Below are 14982 nucleotides of genomic sequence, written 5' to 3'. Positions count from 1 at the left end.
GCACCGCGCACCGACAGGTCCGCCGGGCGCACACGAATGCCCTGGTGACGAGACCGGCACCGGCCGATCCGCCACCAGGGCAGTGTGTCGATCAGGCGATCTTCAGCGCGATCTCGCCGAGCACCGGCGCGTCCTCGCGTTCGACCACGGTGGCGGCGCCGATCAGCTCGTCGCCCTCGCGCCACACCTTGATCCGCAGCGTCTCGCCCGGGTACAGCACCCCGGCGAACTTGGCGCGGAAGCCGCCGACCCGGCTCGCGTCACCGTCGAGCAGGCCGTCGGTGATCGCCTTGCAGACCACGCCGTAGGTGCACAGGCCGTGCAGGATCGGCGCGGGGAACCCGGCGCCCTTGGCGAACTCCGGGTCCGAGTGCAGCGGGTTGCGGTCACCGCAGAGCCGGTACAGCAGGGCCTGCTGCGGCAGCGTCGGGATGATGAGCTCCGCGTCGGGCGCCCGATCCGGCAGCGCGGCCTTGGCACTCGGGCCGCGCTCGCCGCCGAAACCGCCCTCGCCCCTGGCGAAGATCGAGGAGCGGACGGTCCACAGCGGCTCGCCGTCGGAGCCGACCACGGTGTTCTCCTGGACGATCACCGCGTTGGCGCCCTTGTCCCAGATCTCGCTGATCCGGCCGGTGCTGCTCGCCTTGCCGCTGGCCGGAATCGGCTTGTGCACCACCACTTCCTGGTGGCCGTGCACGACCTTGGCCAGGTCGATCTCGATGCCGGGGAAGCTGACCCGCGGCGCCTCGGTCTCGCGCAGGGTCGGCGCGACCGTGGCGAACGTGGGCAGCACCTGGGGCGCCTGGTCGTCGAGATAGGTCAGCTCGGCCGGGTCCGTCGGGTGCGCGCCCGCGCCGAGGCCGAGGTGGTAGAGCTGCACGTCGGTGGGCGTCCAGCTGAACTCGCGCTCCGGCAGCGGGGCGCCGAGCGCGGTCTGGAGGTCGATGGGCATGGTGCTTACTCCTGCGAGGTCGGGGTCGGTGCGTGCGTCACGCGGTGGCTTTCGCCTTCTCCGCGATGTCGAGCACCGCGAGGTAGGCGAAGGTGATCGCGGGGCCGATGGTCGCGCCGGGGCCCGCGTAGGTGTGGCCCATCACCGGCGCGCTGGTGTTGCCCGCGGCGTAGAGGCCATCGATCACCGAATCGTCTTCGCGCAGGACGCGACCGGCGGTGTCGGTGACCAGGCCGCCCTTGGTGCCCAGGTCGCCGGGGACCATCTTGGCCGCGTAGAACGGGCCCTGGGAGATCTCGGCCAGGCACGGGTTGGGCTTGACGGTGGGGTCGCCGTAGTAGCGGTCGTAGTGGCTGTTGCCGCGACCGTAGTCCTCGTCCTTGCCGGCGGCCGCGAAGCCGTTGAACCGGGTCACCGTGGCGCTGAGGCTCTCGGCGGGCACGCCGATGCGCTCGGCCAGTTCCTCGATGGTGTCGGCCTTGACGATGTAGTCGTTCTCCAGCCAGCGCGAGGGGAAGCGCTGGCCCGGCTGCAGCCCGGCGAAGATGTAGCGGTTGCGGTAGCGCTGGTCGAACACCAGCCAGGCCGGGATGTTCTCGCCCGGGCCCGCGCCCTGGCCGTACTCACCGCCGTACATGGTGTGCACCGCCTCGACATACGGCGCCGACTCGTTGCCGAACCGCTCACCGCGGTCGTTGACCATGATGGTGCCGGGCAGATTGCGCTCGGCGAGGGCGAACCAGGGCTTGCCGCCCTTGAAGATGGTCGGACCCCACCAGGCGTCCTCCATGAATCCGACCGTCGCTCCCGCTGCCATGCCCGCGACGATGCCATCGCCGGTGTTGGCCGCGGCGCCCGTTGTCCACTCAGTGGTTATCGGCTGCCGCTGGTACTTGGCGCGCATGTCGGCGTTGTGCTCGAACCCGCCGCTGCCGAGCACGACGCCGTAGCGCGCGGTGAAGGTGACCGTCTCGCCGTCTACGGTGGCCTTGACCCCGGTGACCTTGCCGTCGGTGACCACCAGGTCGGTGAGCGGGGTGTTCAGCAGCACCGGGACGCCCGCGTCGAGCAGGCCCTTGCGCATCGCGGCGATGATCGCCTGGCCCATGCCGAGCAGGTGCTTGCCGGTGAACTTGGCCAGGTAGGTGCGCGCGCCGACGCGCAGCGCGCGCATCATGCCCTTGGGGTGGCGCTTGATCAGGTTGAGCCGCACGAAGTCGGCCTGCATGACGACCACGTTCAGCGGCGCTTTGGCGTAGGGCGGTTCCAGATTGGCCAGCTCCGCGCCGAGCACCTTGCCGTTGAACGGCGTCGGCTCGCACGAACGCCCGTCGCCGAGGCCGCCCGGAGCCTCCGGGTAGTAGTCGGAGTACCCGGGCACCCACTTCATCTTCAGCGGGGTGTGATCGAGGACGAAGTCGAACGCCTCGGCACCGCGATCGAGGTAGGTGTCGATCTTCTCGGCGGGCACCACGTCGCCGATGATGCTGTGCAGGTAGGTGCGCGCGTCCTCGCGGTCGTCGGGTCGGCCGGAGGCCTTCAGCGCCTTGTTGCCCGGAATCCAGACGCCGCCGCCGGATCGGGCCGTCGACCCGCCGTAGTGCGCGGCCTTCTCCAGCAGCACCACGCTCAGTCCCTTGTGGGCCGCGGCGAGGGCGGCCGTCATCCCGGCGGCGCCGCTACCGACCACCACCACATCGTATTCCCGATCACTCATGTGCAACACGTTATAGAAGGGGTCCGATGTTTGACAGTCCAAACTGGAACTTGTTCCAGTGGGCTCGGCGTTTCCCCTCCACATACTGGAACGTGTTATAGAAATCACCTGAGGTTGCGTTGTATTGTCAGGTGAATGGGCGACGATCGTCCGGGAAACCCGTTACAGTTTTGTGGTCTGGAGGCCTCGCTGTGCGGCCTGCTCCGACCGACGTGTTGCCACAACCATCGACCGTGCTGCCAAGGAGGTCCGCGTGCTGCCTGACGCGGTACGAACTCAACTCGCCGACGAACTGGCCCGTGCCGAAGACGATCGGGTGGCCGTGTCGCCGCTCGTCGACCGGTATCCCGACATCGACGTCGTCGACGCCTACGAGATCCAGCTGCTCAACATCCGGCGTAGGCTGGCCGGTGGCGCGAAGATCGTCGGCCACAAGGTGGGGCTGTCGTCGAAGGCGATGCAGGAGATGATGGGCGTCGACGAGCCCGACTACGGTCATCTGCTCGCCGAGATGGAGGTCTTCGAGGACGTTCCCGTCGACACCTCCAAGTACCTGCTGCCGCGCGTCGAGGTCGAGGTCGGGTTCGTGCTCGGCGCCGACCTGCCCGGCGAGGACTGCACCGAGGCCGACGTGCTGGCCGCGACCGTCGCCTACGCGCCCTCGATCGAGCTCATCGATTCGCGCATCAACGACTGGAAGATCGGTCTGACCGACACCATCTCCGACAACGCCTCCTCGGCCGGTTTCGTGCTCGGCAAGGAGCGCGTCGCGCCCGGCGACATCGACATCAAGGGCATCGACGCCGTGCTCACCCGCAACGGTGAGGTCATCGCCGAGGGCCGCAGCGACGCGGTGCTCGGTGACCCGGTGATCGCGGTCGCGTGGCTGGCCCGCAAGGTCGCGACCTTCGGGGTGCGGTTGAAGAAGGGCGACATCGTGCTGCCCGGTTCCTGCACGCGCGCCATCGACGCTCGCCCCGGTGACGACTTCCACGCCGAGTTCTCCGGACTCGGTTCCGTCCGCCTGCGTTTCAGCTGAACCCAGACTTCCCAAGGAGTACACCGTGACCAGCAAAGTCACCGCCGCGATCGTGGGGTCCGGCAACATCAGCACCGACCTGCTCTACAAGCTGCTGCGCTCGGACAAGATCGAGCCGCGCTGGATGATCGGCATCGACCCCGACTCCGAAGGACTGAAACGGGCACGCGGGCTGGGTCTGGAAACCTCCGCCGAGGGCGCGGACTGGTTGCTGGCCCTCGACGAGAAGCCCGACCTGCTGTTCGAGGCCACCTCCGCCTACGTCCACCGGGCGTACGCGCCGAAGTACGAGGCCGCCGGCATCCGCGCCGTCGACCTCACCCCCGCCGCGGTCGGCCCGGCCGTGATCCCGCCGGTCAACCTGGACTCGCTGCGGGACGCGGCGAACGTCAACATGATCACCTGCGGTGGCCAGGCCACGATTCCGATGGTCAACGCGGTCTCGCGGGTCGTGCCGGTGTCCTACGCCGAGATCGTGGCCTCGGTGTCGTCGGTCTCGGCCGGACCCGGTACCCGCGCCAACATCGACGAGTTCACCAAGACCACCTCCAAGGGCGTGGAGACCATCGGTGGCGCGCAGCGCGGCAAGGCCATCATCATCCTGAACCCGGCCGAGCCGCCGATGATCATGCGCGACACCATCTTCTGCGCCATCCCCGAAGACGCCGACCGCGACGCGATCGCCGAGTCGATCTTCCGGATGGAGAAGTCCATCCAGGAGTACGTGCCCGGCTACCGGCTGCTCAACGACCCGCAGTTCGACGACCCGTCACTGGTGTCCGGTGGCCTGGCGAAGGTGTCGATCTTCGTCGAGGTCGAAGGCGCGGGCGACTTCCTGCCCCCGTACGCGGGCAACCTCGACATCATGACGGCCGCGGCCACCAAGGTCGGCGATGTGCTGGCCGATCAGATCATTTCGGCTCGGGTGTAAGGAGATTCGACCATGAACAACATCCTGCAGCCCTTCTCGGGCGAACTCGATGTGCGCGTCACCGATACCTCGCTGCGTGACGGCTCGCACCACAAGCGTCACCAGTTCACCGTCACCGAGGTGCGCGACATCGTCGGCGCGCTCGACGCGTCCGGTGTGCCGGTCATCGAGGTCACCCACGGTGACGGCCTGGCCGGGTCCTCGTTCAACTACGGGTTCTCCAAAACCCCTGAGCAGGAACTGATCAAGGCCGCCGCGGAAACCGCCAAGCAGGCCAAGATCGCCTTCCTCATGCTGCCCGGCGTCGGCATCAAGGAAGACATCAAGATCTCCCAGGACAACGGCGCGTCCATCTGCCGGATCGCCACCCACTGCACCGAAGCCGACGTCTCCATCCAGCACTTCGGCTACGCCCGTGACCTCGGCCTGGAGACCGTCGGGTTCCTGATGATGGCCCACTCCACCACGCCGGAGAACCTGGCCAAGCAGGCCCGGATCATGGCCGACGCGGGCTGCCAGTGCGTCTACGTCGTCGACTCGGCGGGCGCCCTCGTCCTGGAACAGGTCTCCGATCGCGTCTCGGCCCTGGTCGCCGAGCTCGGTGACGACGCCCAGGTCGGCTTCCACGGCCACGAGAACCTCGGCCTCGCCGTCGCCAACTCGGTCTACGCCGTGCGCGCCGGCGCCACCCAGATCGACGGCTCCGCCCGCCGCTTCGGCGCCGGCGCGGGCAACCTGCCCGTCGAAGCCTTCATCGGCGTCTGCGACAAACTCGGCATCAAGACCGGCGTCGACTTCTTCGCCGTCACCGACGCCGCCGAAGACGTCGTCCGCCCCGCCATGCCGTCGGAATGCCTCCTCGACCGCCAGGCCCTGATGATGGGCTACGCGGGCGTCTACTCCAGCTTCCTGCGCCACGCCGAACGCCAAGCCGAACGCTACGGCGTCTCCGCCGCCGAAATGCTCGTCCGCGCAGGCAAGCGCAAACTCGTCGGCGGCCAGGAAGACCAGCTCATCGACATCGCCCTGGAACTCCAGCGCGAAGCCTCGGCCCCGGCCTGACCCAACCACTCCTGACGGCGTGACCCGAACCCTCGGGTCACGCCGTTCGGCGTCTCGGGACAACCTGATCGCTTCCGCCCGAACAGCCGGGATGCACCGCGTCGGTTATTCCATTTCTGCATGACTTCCTTGCTGTGGATATAGCATCAACGCTATGGGTTGGGGTAGCGTTGAACTGGAACCAGAGGTGCGTGAATGGTTGGAGAAGCTTCCGGCTGACATGTTCGCTCATGCCGCGTTCTACATCGACTTGCTGCAGGATGTCGGTCCGCTGCTGGGCGAGCCGTATACGAGACAGCTCGACCGGAAACTCCGGGAGTTGCGTTTCTATCTGGGATCGGACGCGGTGCGTGTGACGTATTGGATCGCGTCGGGGCGCAGAATCGTCTTGCTGACGGTCTTCGTCAAGACACGGATGGTTGAGCGGCGTGAGGTAGCTCGGGCGCGCGGCGCGATGCGGCGCTGCGATGTCGAGCGGCATGTTCTGGAGGAGGGCAACGATGACGGAGCGTAGTGAGTGGGCTGACCTGCGGGATCAGCGGCTGAAAGAGCCCGGCGCCGCGGAGGCGTACGACGCCGCTCGACTGGCTTTCGAGTTGGGCCGGACCATTCGGGGTATGCGTGAGGACCGCGGCTGGAGCCAGTCCGCCCTCGCGGACGCGGCGGGGATGACCCAGTCGGCGGTCGCTCGCTTCGAAGCCGGCGGAACCGTACCCAGCCTGCCGGTGCTGGAGCGCCTGGCCCGCGCCCTGGACGCCGACCTGGTCGTGCAAGTGCGCCCGCGCGTCGCCTGACAACGACCACGATCGACCTGGTCGATCAGCGCTGGTGGCGAGCGAAATCTGGCGGGAGACTCCAGTGCGAAGCTTCGGCCGCCGCGAGGTAGTCATTGCCGCCGACATAAAACGTCTCACCGTCGGCGGCCGCGTTCGTACCCGCCCGCACGATCACTCGGGCGAAGTCCTCGACCGTAGGCAGCGGGCCTGCCGCGCGGCGTGATTCGACTCTGCTCGGGTCACGCCGTTCCAGCAGGCGGACGATGATGGTGCCGTCGATCATGTCGCCGGATACCACCGTGAAACCGACTCCGTGTGCCCGGAACTCGGGAATCAGGGCGCGCAGCGCGTCCTCGCCCGCTCGCTTGCTGGTGGCGATCGGGATGTAACCCTGTGGCACATCGGTTTTTTCGTGAATGAAGTGCGCTTGATGGCTGGTCACGAAGACGATCCGGCCGCCCGCCGGCAGCAACGGCAGCAACGATGTCGCCAGATTCACCTGGGCATCTCGGTTGAGCCGAAGCGCGTATTCGGGATCGGCATCGCGTTCCAGTCCGCCGGAAGCGTTGAGTACCAAGGTGTCCAGGTGACCGAATGCCCGCCGGATCTCTGCGGCTATCTCCGTGACCTGCTCCGGATCGGACACGTCCGCGCCGAGTGCCGACGCGCTGCCACCAGCGCCGACGATTCGGTCCACCACGCCCTGCGCCCGCTTGCGCTTCTCCCGGAAGTTCACGATCACGTGCGCCCCCGCTGCCCCGAACTGCACGGTCCGAACAGTGGACCCCAAGCGGCGACGGCAACGGACGGATCCCCTGGCGCCCCGCCCGCTAGCCGCGGCCGCCTGGACGGTTGATCACCGCGCTGCGCTGCAAGCGGCCTGTCGGGCGCTGCTCACGGAACACCTCGGTTCGCGAAAAGGGCTGGACAGGGGGGATATAAGTGGTGCATGAGTGATGACTTGGGGACGTTGTTCTGTGGGGGCGCGATGGCGGCTCGGGTCGAGCGGCTGGAGGCGGATGCCATTGTGGGGGCGGCGCGGGTGGCGGCGGGGCGGGGGTCGGGTGGGTTTGTGCGGGAGTTCGCTGGTGGGGCTGCGTGTTTCGCGGAGGTGGGGTCGCCGTTGAACAAGGTGGTGGGGGTCGGGTTCGGTGGGGTGCCTTCGGTGGGGGAGTGGGCGGAGATCGAGGCCGCGTATGCGGCGGTGGGGGTGCCGGTGCAGGTGGAGCTGGCGCAGTTGGGGGATCCGTGGATCGGGGCCGAGTTGACCGGGCGGGGATATCGGTTGGTGTCGTTCGAGAATGTGCTGGGGACGGAGCTGGGTGGGCGACGGTGGGTGGGGTCCGCCGACGTCGAGGTGCGGCGGGACGAGGGGGATGGGCTCGAGCAGTGGCTCGATGTCGTCGTCGACGGGTTCGCGCATCCGGATGACGAGGGTGTCCCGTCGCACGAGGAGTTTCCCCGGGAAGCGCTCGCCGCCGTGATGCGGGATATGGCCGCCACCGGTGACACCCGTCGCTATCTCGCCTATCGGGATGGGGTGCCCGCCGGAGGGGCGAGCATGCGGACCGACGGTGGCGTCGCCGCGCTCGCGGGTGCCGCGGCGCTGCCAGCGCATCGCAGGCGCGGGGTGCAGACCGCGCTGCTGTCGGCGCGCCTGACGGAGGCGGCGGCAGCGGGCTGCGACCTCGCGGTGATCACGACCCAGCCGGGATCCAAGTCGCAGCAGAATGCGCAGGGCAGAGGGTTTTCGCTGCTCTACACCCGCGCGGTATTGGTCAAAGAGGTCTGACGGGTCCGGGCGCATCGCCGTGCGCTACAGGGCGTTGACGGCCTGGGCGACTCGCGTCGCACGTTCGGCGGGGGTCGTCGCCTTGAGGATCGGCAGGAACAGCCGGTACTGATCGGAGCGGCCGAGTGCGGCGTAAGCGGCTTGTGCTGCGGGGGCGTCGGCGAGTGCGGCAACGAGGTCGGCGGGTGTCTCGGCGGTGCGCTGGCGCTCGTACGCGCCCGCCCAGCGTCCGTCGGCGACGGCTTCTTCGATGGCCGCGAATCCGGCGGGCCGCATCCGGCCCGCCGCGATGAGCGCCTCGGCCTTGGCCACATTGACCTGCGACCACGGGCTGCGCGCCCGGCGCGGGGAGTACCGCTGCAGGTAGTGATGGGCGTCGAGGCCGCGGCGATGGCTGTCGATCCAGCCGTAGCAGAGCGCGCCGTCGAGGGTTTCGGTGATCGTCACCGACGGGTCGGGGGCGCCCTTCTTGGCGATCCGCACCCAGACCTCAGCGGCGGTGTCGTGATGGGCGGCCAGCCACGAATCCCAGTCGCTCGCTTCGGCGCAGGTGATGTAGTCGATGGTCATGGAAACCATGATCCGCCGCAAAGTGCTCACCGAATGAGCACTTAAAAGCGAAAGAAACGGGTGCGGCCGCGCATTGTGTGGGCGGCCGCACCCGCGGGACTCACAGCCAGGTGTCGAGGCTGGTGGTCGTGAGGAAATGGTCCAGGTCCGCGCGCCAGGGCGCGGGGGTGGTCTTGTCGGGCTCGATGCCGGTGTACTGGCCCCGGTAGAACAGCAGCGGACGACCGTTGGTGGTCTCCGATTCCGACAGGGCGTGCACCCGGCCGATGACGATGTAGTGGTCACCGCCGTCGACGACGGAGTCGACGGTGCACTCGATGGTGGCCAGCGACTCGTCGAGCACCGGCACCCCCAATTCGGAGGTGTGCCAGGCGACTCCGGCGAATTTGTCGGTCTCCCGCGAGCCGAAGCGCGCGCAGGTCGGCTGCTGCGCCTCGGCGAGCACGTTCACGCAGAACTTGCCCGCCGCCTCGATCGCCGCCCAGGAGCGCGACCCCTTGGTGGGGCAGAACAGCACCAGGGGCGGGTCGAGGGAGAGGGCGGCGAAGGACTGGCAGGCGAAGCCGATCGGCTCGCCCGCCGGATCGAGCGCGGTGATCACGGTGATGCCGGTGCAGAACTGCCCCAGCACATTACGGAATTGCCGGCCGTCGATCGCCGGTGTCTGTTCGGTCATGTCCCTCGCCGCCATTCCTATTGCTGCTTGAATCCGACGGTGAAGTCGTGACCCCACAGGCTGACCGCGGTCGATTCGCGCGCGATCCAGTCGTCGTCGTCGACTTCGAGTCCCTCACAGCCGAATTCGATGTCGAATCCGCCGGGAGTCTTCATGTAGAAGGACAGCATCTTGTCGTTGATGTGGCGGCCGAGGGTGGCCGACATCTTCACCTTCTTGCGGTACGCGCGATCCAGGCAGAGGCCGACGTCGTCGGAGTTCTCCACCTCGACCATCAGGTGCACGATGCCGGTCGGGTTCGGCAGCGGCAGGAACGCCAGCGCGTGATGGCGCGGGTTGCAGCCGTAGAAGCGCAGCCAGGCCGGGTCGCCGTCGGCGGGACGGCCGACCATCTGCGGTGGCAGCCGCATGGAGTCGCGCAGCCGGAAGCCGAGGACGTCCTGGTAGAACGCCTGCGCGGCGGCATCGTCGGTGCAGGTCAGCACCACGTGGCCCAGACCCTGCTCGGCGGTGACGAACTTGTGGCCGTACGGGCTGACGAAGCGGCGGCCCAGGTACTGCGCGCCGTAGAACGCCTCGAGGGTGTTCCCGGACGGATCTTGGAACCGGATCATGCCCTCGACGCGGCGCTCGCCCAGTTCTTCCTTGGTGCCCTCGGTGAAGGCGACCCCGGCCTTGTCCAGGGTCTCCCGCAGCCGCTGCAGGCCGGGACCGTCGGTGACCTCCCAGCCCGAGACCAGCAGCCGGTCCTGCTCACCGGGGACGATCACCAGGCGGGCGGCGAAATCGTCCATGCGCAGGTAGAGCGCGTCGGGGTTCAGCCCGGTGCCCTCCATCATGCCGAGGACCTTCAGGCCGTACTCGCGCCAGGCCGCCATGTCGGTGGCCTCGATGCGCATGTAGCCCAGAGCGCGGATACTCATTGCTTCTCCTCGAGGAAATCGACCGTGAGCCGGTTGAATTCGTCGAACTTCTCCAGCTGCGCCCAGTGGCCGCAGCCACCGAAGACGTGCAGCTGCACGCGCGGGATGACCTTGGTGGCCACCAGCGCGCCGTCGAGCGGGTTCACCCGGTCCTCGCGACCCCAGATGAGCAGCACGGGCTGACGCAGCTTGTACGCGTCACGCCAGAGCATGCCCTTCTCGAAGTCGGCGCCGGCGAAGGACTTGCCCATCGCGCGGACCGCGGCCAGCGATTCGGGCGTGCTCGCCAGGGCGAACCGCTCGTCGATCAGTTCCTCGGTGATCAGCGACTGGTCGAAGACCATGATCCGCAGGAACTTCTCCAGGTTCTCCCTGGTCGGCGCGTAGCTGAAGGCCGAGAGCAGCTTGACGCCCTCGGTCGGGTCGGGCGCGAACAGGTTGGTGCTCAGCCCGCCGGGGCCCATCAGCACGAGCTTGCCCGCGCGCTTGGGGTTGTCCAGGGCGAAGCGCACCGAGGTGCCGCCGCCGAGCGAATTGCCCAGCAGGTGCACGCGATCGGTGATCTGCAGGTGATCCAGCAGCGCGAGCAGCGCGGTGGACGCGTGCACGAAGTACTGCGGGTGGTCGACCGGCTTGTCGGACTTGCCGAAACCGGGCTGGTCGAGCGCGATCACGTGGAAGTTCTCGGCCAGCACCGGGATGTTGCGGGCGAAGTTCGACCACGCCGAGGCGCCGGGCCCGCCGCCGTGCAGCAGCACGATCGTGGGGCCGTTGCCGACGCCCGCCTCGTGGTAGTGCAGCTTCAGTTCGGGGGTGACCTGCGCGTAGCGGGAGGTCGATTCGTAGGTGAGTTCACTCACTGCGGTCATCGATCACACCATCGTGTCGGTGATCGGCAGGCCGAAGGCGTGCGTACCGAACATGGCGTAGGCCCGCTCGGGGTCCTGCGAGGCGTGGACCCGGCCGGCGTGCGCGTCGCGCCAGAAGCGCTGCAGCGGGGTGCCTTCCATCAGCGCCGTGGCGCCGGAAGCCTCGAAGAGACGGTCGATGGAGGCGATCACGCGTCCGGTCGCGCGCACCTGGTCGCGGCGGGCGGCGACGCGAAGGTCGAACGGAACTTCCTTGTCGGCCAGGATGTAGGCGTACTCCTCGGCGATGTTGCCCGACAGCTGACGCCAGGCGGCGTCGATGTCACTGGCGGCTTCGGCGATGCGCACCTTGCCGAACGGATCATCCTTGGCGTTCTCGCCGAAGTAGGCCGCGCGCACCCGCTTGCCCTGATGCTCGACGTGGGCCTCGTAGGCGCCGTAGCCCATGCCGATGATCGGCGTGGTGATGGTGGCGGGGTGGATGCTGCCCCACGGCATCTTGTACAGCGGATCGGTGTTCTGCTCGAGACCGGGCGACTTCAGATCGCTCATGGTCTTCATGCTGAGGAAGCGGTGCTTGGGGACGAACACGTTCTCGACCACGACGGTGTTGGAGCCGGTACCGCGCAGGCCGACCACGTGCCAAACGTCGTTGATCTTGTACTCGCTCCGGGGGATCAGGAACGAGCCGAAGTCGACCGGCTTGCCGTTCTTGATCACCGGGCCGCCGACGAACACCCAGTCCGCGTGGTCGGAGCCGGAGGACCAGGCCCACGAACCGTTGACGATGTAGCCGTCGCCGTCCTCGGACACCACACCCGCGCCCATCGGCGCGTAGGAGGAGGAGATCCGGACCTCGGTGTCGTTGCCCCACACCTCTTCCTGCGCGCGCTGGTCGAACAGCGCCAAGTGCCAGTTGTGGATGCCCAGGATGCCCGCACACCAGCCGGTCGAACCGCACGCGCTGGCGATCTTGCGGACCGTGTCGTAGAAGATCACCGGGTCACAAGCGTAGCCGCCCCACTGCTTGGGCTGGACGAGCCGGAAGAACCCGGTCTCCTGCAGCGCCTTCATGGATTCGTCGGGAATGCGGCGCAGGTCTTCGGCCTCCTGCGCACGTTCACGCAGTGTCGGCAGCAGTGCCTCGACCCGTTCGGTCACTTCTTGCGTCATTTCGGAGCCCGCTCCTGCCTTGTCGGATCGACAACCGGTTCTTGTTCGACTCTGAGATTAGAACAGGTTCTCATTTCTGTCGAGAAGATCGCCCTACCTCGGATATAACAGGGGCTCGGAGCGAAGTTCGCTGGATAGCTGGCGTGAAGCGCCCTCGTTTTGTAACGTGTTCTAGTGAAGAAGGAGGGTTCGGGATGGCAGTCAACCCCAAGGTGAGGGAACTCGATGTCGGTACAACGCCGACCAGGTTTGCGCGTGGCTGGCACTGTGTCGGCCTCACGAAGACCTTCCGCGACGGCAAGCCGCACGCGATCGAGATCTTCGGGACCAAGCTCGTGGTGTGGACCGACACCAACGACGAGATCCGCGTGCTCGACGCCTACTGCAGGCATATGGGCGGCGACCTGAGCATGGGCACGGTCAAGGGCGACGACATCGCCTGCCCGTTCCACGACTGGCGCTGGGGCGCCAGCGGCAAGTGCACGTCGATCCCCTACGCGCGCCGCGTTCCGCCGCTGGCGCGCACCCGGAAGTGGACGACGCTCGAGCGCAACGGCCAGCTGTTCATCTGGCACGACCACGAGGGCAACGAGCCGCCCGCCGACGTCACGATCCCGCACATCGAGGGTCCCTACACGGACTCCGAGGGCAACCCGCGCGAGGATCATGACAGCGGCTGGACGCCGTGGACGTGGAACACGATGCGCATCGAGGGCTCCAACTGCCGCGAGATCATCGACAACGTCGTTGACATGGCGCACTTCTTCTACATCCACTATGCCTTCCCGACGTACTTCAAGAACGTCTTCGAGGGGCATGTGGCGACGCAGTTCCTGGAGACCAAGGGCAGGCCCGACATCGGCATGGCCGCCAAGTACGGCGGCGAGACGCTGCTGAAGTCGGAGGCGTCCTACTTCGGCCCGTCCTACATGATCAATCCGCTGGTCAACATCTACGGCGGGTACGAGATCAAGGTCGTGCTGATCAACTGCCACTACCCGGTCAGCCAGGACGAGTTCGTGCTGCAGTACGGCCTGGCCGTGGAGAAGCCCAAGGGCATCGACGACGCGACCGCCGAGAAGCTCGCGGCCTCGATGACCGAGTTCTTCGGCGACGGCTTCCTCCAGGACGTCGAGATCTGGAAGCACAAGTCCAAGGTCGAGAACCCGCTGCTGTGCGAGGAGGACGGCCCGGTCTACCAGCTGCGCCGCTGGTACGAGCAGTTCTACGTCGATGCCGCCGATGTCACCGAGAAGATGACCCAGCGCTTCGAGTTCGAGGTCGACACCACCAAGGCCAACCAGGCCTGGGAGGCCGAGGTGGCGGAGAACCTGCGCCGCAAGGCCGAGGCAGAAGCCGAAGCGGGCGTGTAACCATGTCACCGACCTGGGCCAAAGCCCCCGATTTCGCCGATCAGCCCGTGCGGCAGGCCGCGGTGCGGGCCCAGACCACGGTCGACAAACAGCACTACCTGGACGACGGCCTGACACCGGTGCGGTGTCAGGCCTGTTCCGCCGAGGTGCTGGTGCGCAAGTCCAGCGCGCACCAGACCTCGGTGCAGTGGACCGAACGACCGGACACGCACTGCCCGGTCTTCGCCCAGCTCAGCGCGCACGGTGCCCGGCCGGGCAGGCCGGAATCGTGCCCGTCGCTGGAGAAGTCCATCAAATGGGCGGTCGACGAGGGTGTGCTCGAGATCCCCGAATGATCAGCTGAACGGGGTGTGCGGCCGGTCCTGCCGGACGCCGTCGAGGTAGATGTCGACCTTCTCGTTGTAGAAGCACGCCAGGCCGGCGATCTTCTGGCTCTCCGGCAGCGGCGTCCGATAGATCCACACGATGTCGCGGTGTTCGGTGCCGTCGATCTCGACGTTCCAGTAGTCGGCGGTGCCCTTGTACGGGCAGCTGGTGTGGGTGTCGGACGGGGTCAGCAGATCCATCCGGACATCCGGCAGCGGCAGGTAATACCGTGCGGGCAGGCCGGTTTCGAACAGGATGCGCGGCGAGGTGGAGTCGGCGACGGTGACGCCGTCGATCTCCACCCGTACGTTCCGTGAGCTGCCGAGGATGTCGACCCGGGAGTACGGGTCGCGCGGGTGTACGAAGATCGGCTCGTCCTCTTCGAACCAGTCGAAGGTGGCGAAATCCAGGCGCACAGCATCTTTCAGGTCGGGGAACGGTGAGTCGAGATACCGGATCGCCGAACCGTCGGCTCGTAAGCCGTCGATGACCAGGTCGTACCCCGTCGCCGTTCCGCGGCCTGTGTGCTGCTCGCTGATTCCGCTCGGTTCCAGGTCAGCGCTGATATCGACGAGTGGCACATAGTAGGTGGGGTAGTGGGGGATCTCCCAGACGAGCAGTGGCCGCAGCGTGTCGGCGACCAATCGTCCGTGCAGGTAGGCCCGCACACGCTTCGGTGAACCCGCGAACTTGGGCCGCCAACGTTTGGCATCAGTCACCTATCCGACGGTACGCGCGTGTCTGGCAGTGCCGCACGCTCGCT

At 67.4% G+C, this 14982-nt stretch carries 17 protein-coding genes; 8 read left to right on the top strand and 9 right to left on the bottom strand.

Annotation, left to right across the window (positions count from 1 at the left end; genetic code table 11):
- Positions 1 to 91: 91 nt before the first annotated feature.
- Both ACFVW6_RS07550 and kstD read right to left on the bottom strand, forming a co-directional pair.
- Entirely contained in the window at positions 92 to 952 is an 861-nt protein-coding gene (locus tag ACFVW6_RS07550; RefSeq protein WP_378825175.1) for a MaoC/PaaZ C-terminal domain-containing protein, read from the bottom strand.
- A 37-nt stretch (positions 953 to 989) separates the two neighbouring features.
- Complete coding sequence (kstD, locus tag ACFVW6_RS07545) at positions 990 to 2669, bottom strand: 3-oxosteroid 1-dehydrogenase (protein WP_357346236.1); 1680 nt, start codon at positions 2667 to 2669, stop codon at positions 990 to 992.
- A gap of 253 nt (positions 2670 to 2922) precedes the next feature.
- Between kstD and ACFVW6_RS07540 the strand changes: the two genes are divergently transcribed.
- The 5 genes from ACFVW6_RS07540 (at position 2923) to ACFVW6_RS07520 (ending at position 6495) form a co-directional block, all read left to right on the top strand.
- Positions 2923 to 3708: a 2-keto-4-pentenoate hydratase gene (locus ACFVW6_RS07540; protein WP_355270780.1), complete on the top strand. Its 786-nt coding sequence runs from the start codon at positions 2923 to 2925 to the stop codon at positions 3706 to 3708.
- 25 nt (positions 3709 to 3733) lie between these two features.
- Entirely contained in the window at positions 3734 to 4639 is a 906-nt protein-coding gene (locus tag ACFVW6_RS07535; protein ID WP_378825178.1) for an acetaldehyde dehydrogenase (acetylating), read from the top strand.
- Between the two features lie 12 nt (positions 4640 to 4651).
- Positions 4652 to 5701: a 4-hydroxy-2-oxovalerate aldolase gene (gene dmpG, locus ACFVW6_RS07530; protein WP_355270782.1), complete on the top strand. Its 1050-nt coding sequence runs from the start codon at positions 4652 to 4654 to the stop codon at positions 5699 to 5701.
- A 154-nt stretch (positions 5702 to 5855) separates the two neighbouring features.
- Positions 5856 to 6215, top strand: a complete 360-nt coding sequence (locus tag ACFVW6_RS07525) for a type II toxin-antitoxin system RelE/ParE family toxin (RefSeq protein ID WP_357346240.1) — start codon at positions 5856 to 5858, stop codon at positions 6213 to 6215.
- Complete coding sequence (locus tag ACFVW6_RS07520; protein ID WP_378825180.1) at positions 6202 to 6495, top strand: multiprotein-bridging factor 1 family protein; 294 nt, start codon at positions 6202 to 6204, stop codon at positions 6493 to 6495. The genes ACFVW6_RS07525 and ACFVW6_RS07520 overlap by 14 nt, the downstream gene beginning before the upstream one ends.
- Positions 6496 to 6520: 25 nt before the next feature.
- Here ACFVW6_RS07520 and ACFVW6_RS07515 read toward each other — a convergent pair whose 3' ends face one another.
- Complete coding sequence (locus ACFVW6_RS07515) at positions 6521 to 7246, bottom strand: SDR family oxidoreductase (RefSeq protein ID WP_378825183.1); 726 nt, start codon at positions 7244 to 7246, stop codon at positions 6521 to 6523.
- A gap of 180 nt (positions 7247 to 7426) precedes the next feature.
- Between ACFVW6_RS07515 and ACFVW6_RS07510 the strand changes: the two genes are divergently transcribed.
- Positions 7427 to 8269 (top strand): GNAT family N-acetyltransferase, encoded by an 843-nt coding sequence (locus tag ACFVW6_RS07510; protein WP_387791077.1) that lies wholly within the window; start codon positions 7427 to 7429, stop codon positions 8267 to 8269.
- A gap of 24 nt (positions 8270 to 8293) precedes the next feature.
- On the opposite strand, the gene ACFVW6_RS07505 is transcribed toward ACFVW6_RS07510, so the two are convergent.
- From ACFVW6_RS07505 to hsaA, 5 genes are all read right to left on the bottom strand, one after another.
- Positions 8294 to 8839, bottom strand: a complete 546-nt coding sequence (locus ACFVW6_RS07505) for a YdeI family protein (RefSeq protein ID WP_378825185.1) — start codon at positions 8837 to 8839, stop codon at positions 8294 to 8296.
- Positions 8840 to 8939: 100 nt separating this feature from the next.
- Entirely contained in the window at positions 8940 to 9515 is a 576-nt protein-coding gene (hsaB, locus tag ACFVW6_RS07500) for a 3-hydroxy-9,10-secoandrosta-1,3,5(10)-triene-9,17-dione monooxygenase reductase subunit (RefSeq protein WP_019044727.1), read from the bottom strand.
- Positions 9516 to 9532: 17 nt separating this feature from the next.
- Positions 9533 to 10438 (bottom strand): iron-dependent extradiol dioxygenase HsaC, encoded by a 906-nt coding sequence (gene hsaC / locus ACFVW6_RS07495; RefSeq protein ID WP_355270786.1) that lies wholly within the window; start codon positions 10436 to 10438, stop codon positions 9533 to 9535.
- Positions 10435 to 11307 (bottom strand): 4,5:9,10-diseco-3-hydroxy-5,9,17-trioxoandrosta-1(10),2-diene-4-oate hydrolase, encoded by an 873-nt coding sequence (hsaD, locus tag ACFVW6_RS07490; protein ID WP_378825187.1) that lies wholly within the window; start codon positions 11305 to 11307, stop codon positions 10435 to 10437. The genes hsaC and hsaD overlap by 4 nt, the downstream gene beginning before the upstream one ends.
- A 3-nt stretch (positions 11308 to 11310) precedes the next feature.
- A complete protein-coding gene (gene hsaA / locus ACFVW6_RS07485) occupies positions 11311 to 12480 on the bottom strand; it encodes a 3-hydroxy-9,10-secoandrosta-1,3,5(10)-triene-9,17-dione monooxygenase oxygenase subunit (RefSeq protein WP_378825189.1) in 1170 nt (389 codons plus the stop codon).
- 194 nt (positions 12481 to 12674) lie between these two features.
- On the opposite strand from hsaA, the gene ACFVW6_RS07480 reads away from it, so the two are divergent.
- Entirely contained in the window at positions 12675 to 13853 is a 1179-nt protein-coding gene (locus tag ACFVW6_RS07480) for a Rieske 2Fe-2S domain-containing protein (protein WP_355270792.1), read from the top strand.
- A 2-nt stretch (positions 13854 to 13855) separates the two neighbouring features.
- The gene (locus ACFVW6_RS07475; protein WP_357346246.1) at positions 13856 to 14188 is read left to right on the top strand and encodes a hypothetical protein; all 333 of its coding nucleotides are present in this window, start codon (positions 13856 to 13858) and stop codon (positions 14186 to 14188) included.
- Here ACFVW6_RS07475 and ACFVW6_RS07470 read toward each other — a convergent pair whose 3' ends face one another.
- The gene (locus ACFVW6_RS07470) at positions 14189 to 14938 is read right to left on the bottom strand and encodes a DUF427 domain-containing protein (protein ID WP_378825193.1); all 750 of its coding nucleotides are present in this window, start codon (positions 14936 to 14938) and stop codon (positions 14189 to 14191) included.
- Positions 14939 to 14982: the final 44 nt, after the last annotated feature.

It is taken from the genome of Nocardia sp. NPDC058244, from assembly GCF_042882065.1.
Taxonomy (GTDB): domain Bacteria; phylum Actinomycetota; class Actinomycetes; order Mycobacteriales; family Mycobacteriaceae; genus Nocardia.
Note: the sequence above shows the minus strand (reverse complement) of the source record. Positions and strands in the feature narration are given on the sequence as shown.

Coding starts and splice junctions, on each gene's coding strand:
- ACFVW6_RS07550 (WP_378825175.1), bottom strand. CDS start 952: ATGCCCATCGACCTCCAGACCGCGCTCGGCGCCCCGCTGCCGGAGCGC.
- kstD (WP_357346236.1), bottom strand. CDS start 2,669: ATGAGTGATCGGGAATACGATGTGGTGGTGGTCGGTAGCGGCGCCGCC.
- dmpG (WP_355270782.1), top strand. CDS start 4,652: ATGAACAACATCCTGCAGCCCTTCTCGGGCGAACTCGATGTGCGCGTC.
- ACFVW6_RS07525 (WP_357346240.1), top strand. CDS start 5,856: ATGGGTTGGGGTAGCGTTGAACTGGAACCAGAGGTGCGTGAATGGTTG.
- ACFVW6_RS07520 (WP_378825180.1), top strand. CDS start 6,202: ATGACGGAGCGTAGTGAGTGGGCTGACCTGCGGGATCAGCGGCTGAAA.
- ACFVW6_RS07510 (WP_387791077.1), top strand. CDS start 7,427: ATGAGTGATGACTTGGGGACGTTGTTCTGTGGGGGCGCGATGGCGGCT.
- ACFVW6_RS07505 (WP_378825185.1), bottom strand. CDS start 8,839: ATGACCATCGACTACATCACCTGCGCCGAAGCGAGCGACTGGGATTCG.
- hsaB (WP_019044727.1), bottom strand. CDS start 9,515: ATGACCGAACAGACACCGGCGATCGACGGCCGGCAATTCCGTAATGTG.
- hsaC (WP_355270786.1), bottom strand. CDS start 10,438: ATGAGTATCCGCGCTCTGGGCTACATGCGCATCGAGGCCACCGACATG.
- hsaD (WP_378825187.1), bottom strand. CDS start 11,307: ATGACCGCAGTGAGTGAACTCACCTACGAATCGACCTCCCGCTACGCG.
- hsaA (WP_378825189.1), bottom strand. CDS start 12,480: ATGACGCAAGAAGTGACCGAACGGGTCGAGGCACTGCTGCCGACACTG.
- ACFVW6_RS07480 (WP_355270792.1), top strand. CDS start 12,675: ATGGCAGTCAACCCCAAGGTGAGGGAACTCGATGTCGGTACAACGCCG.
- ACFVW6_RS07475 (WP_357346246.1), top strand. CDS start 13,856: ATGTCACCGACCTGGGCCAAAGCCCCCGATTTCGCCGATCAGCCCGTG.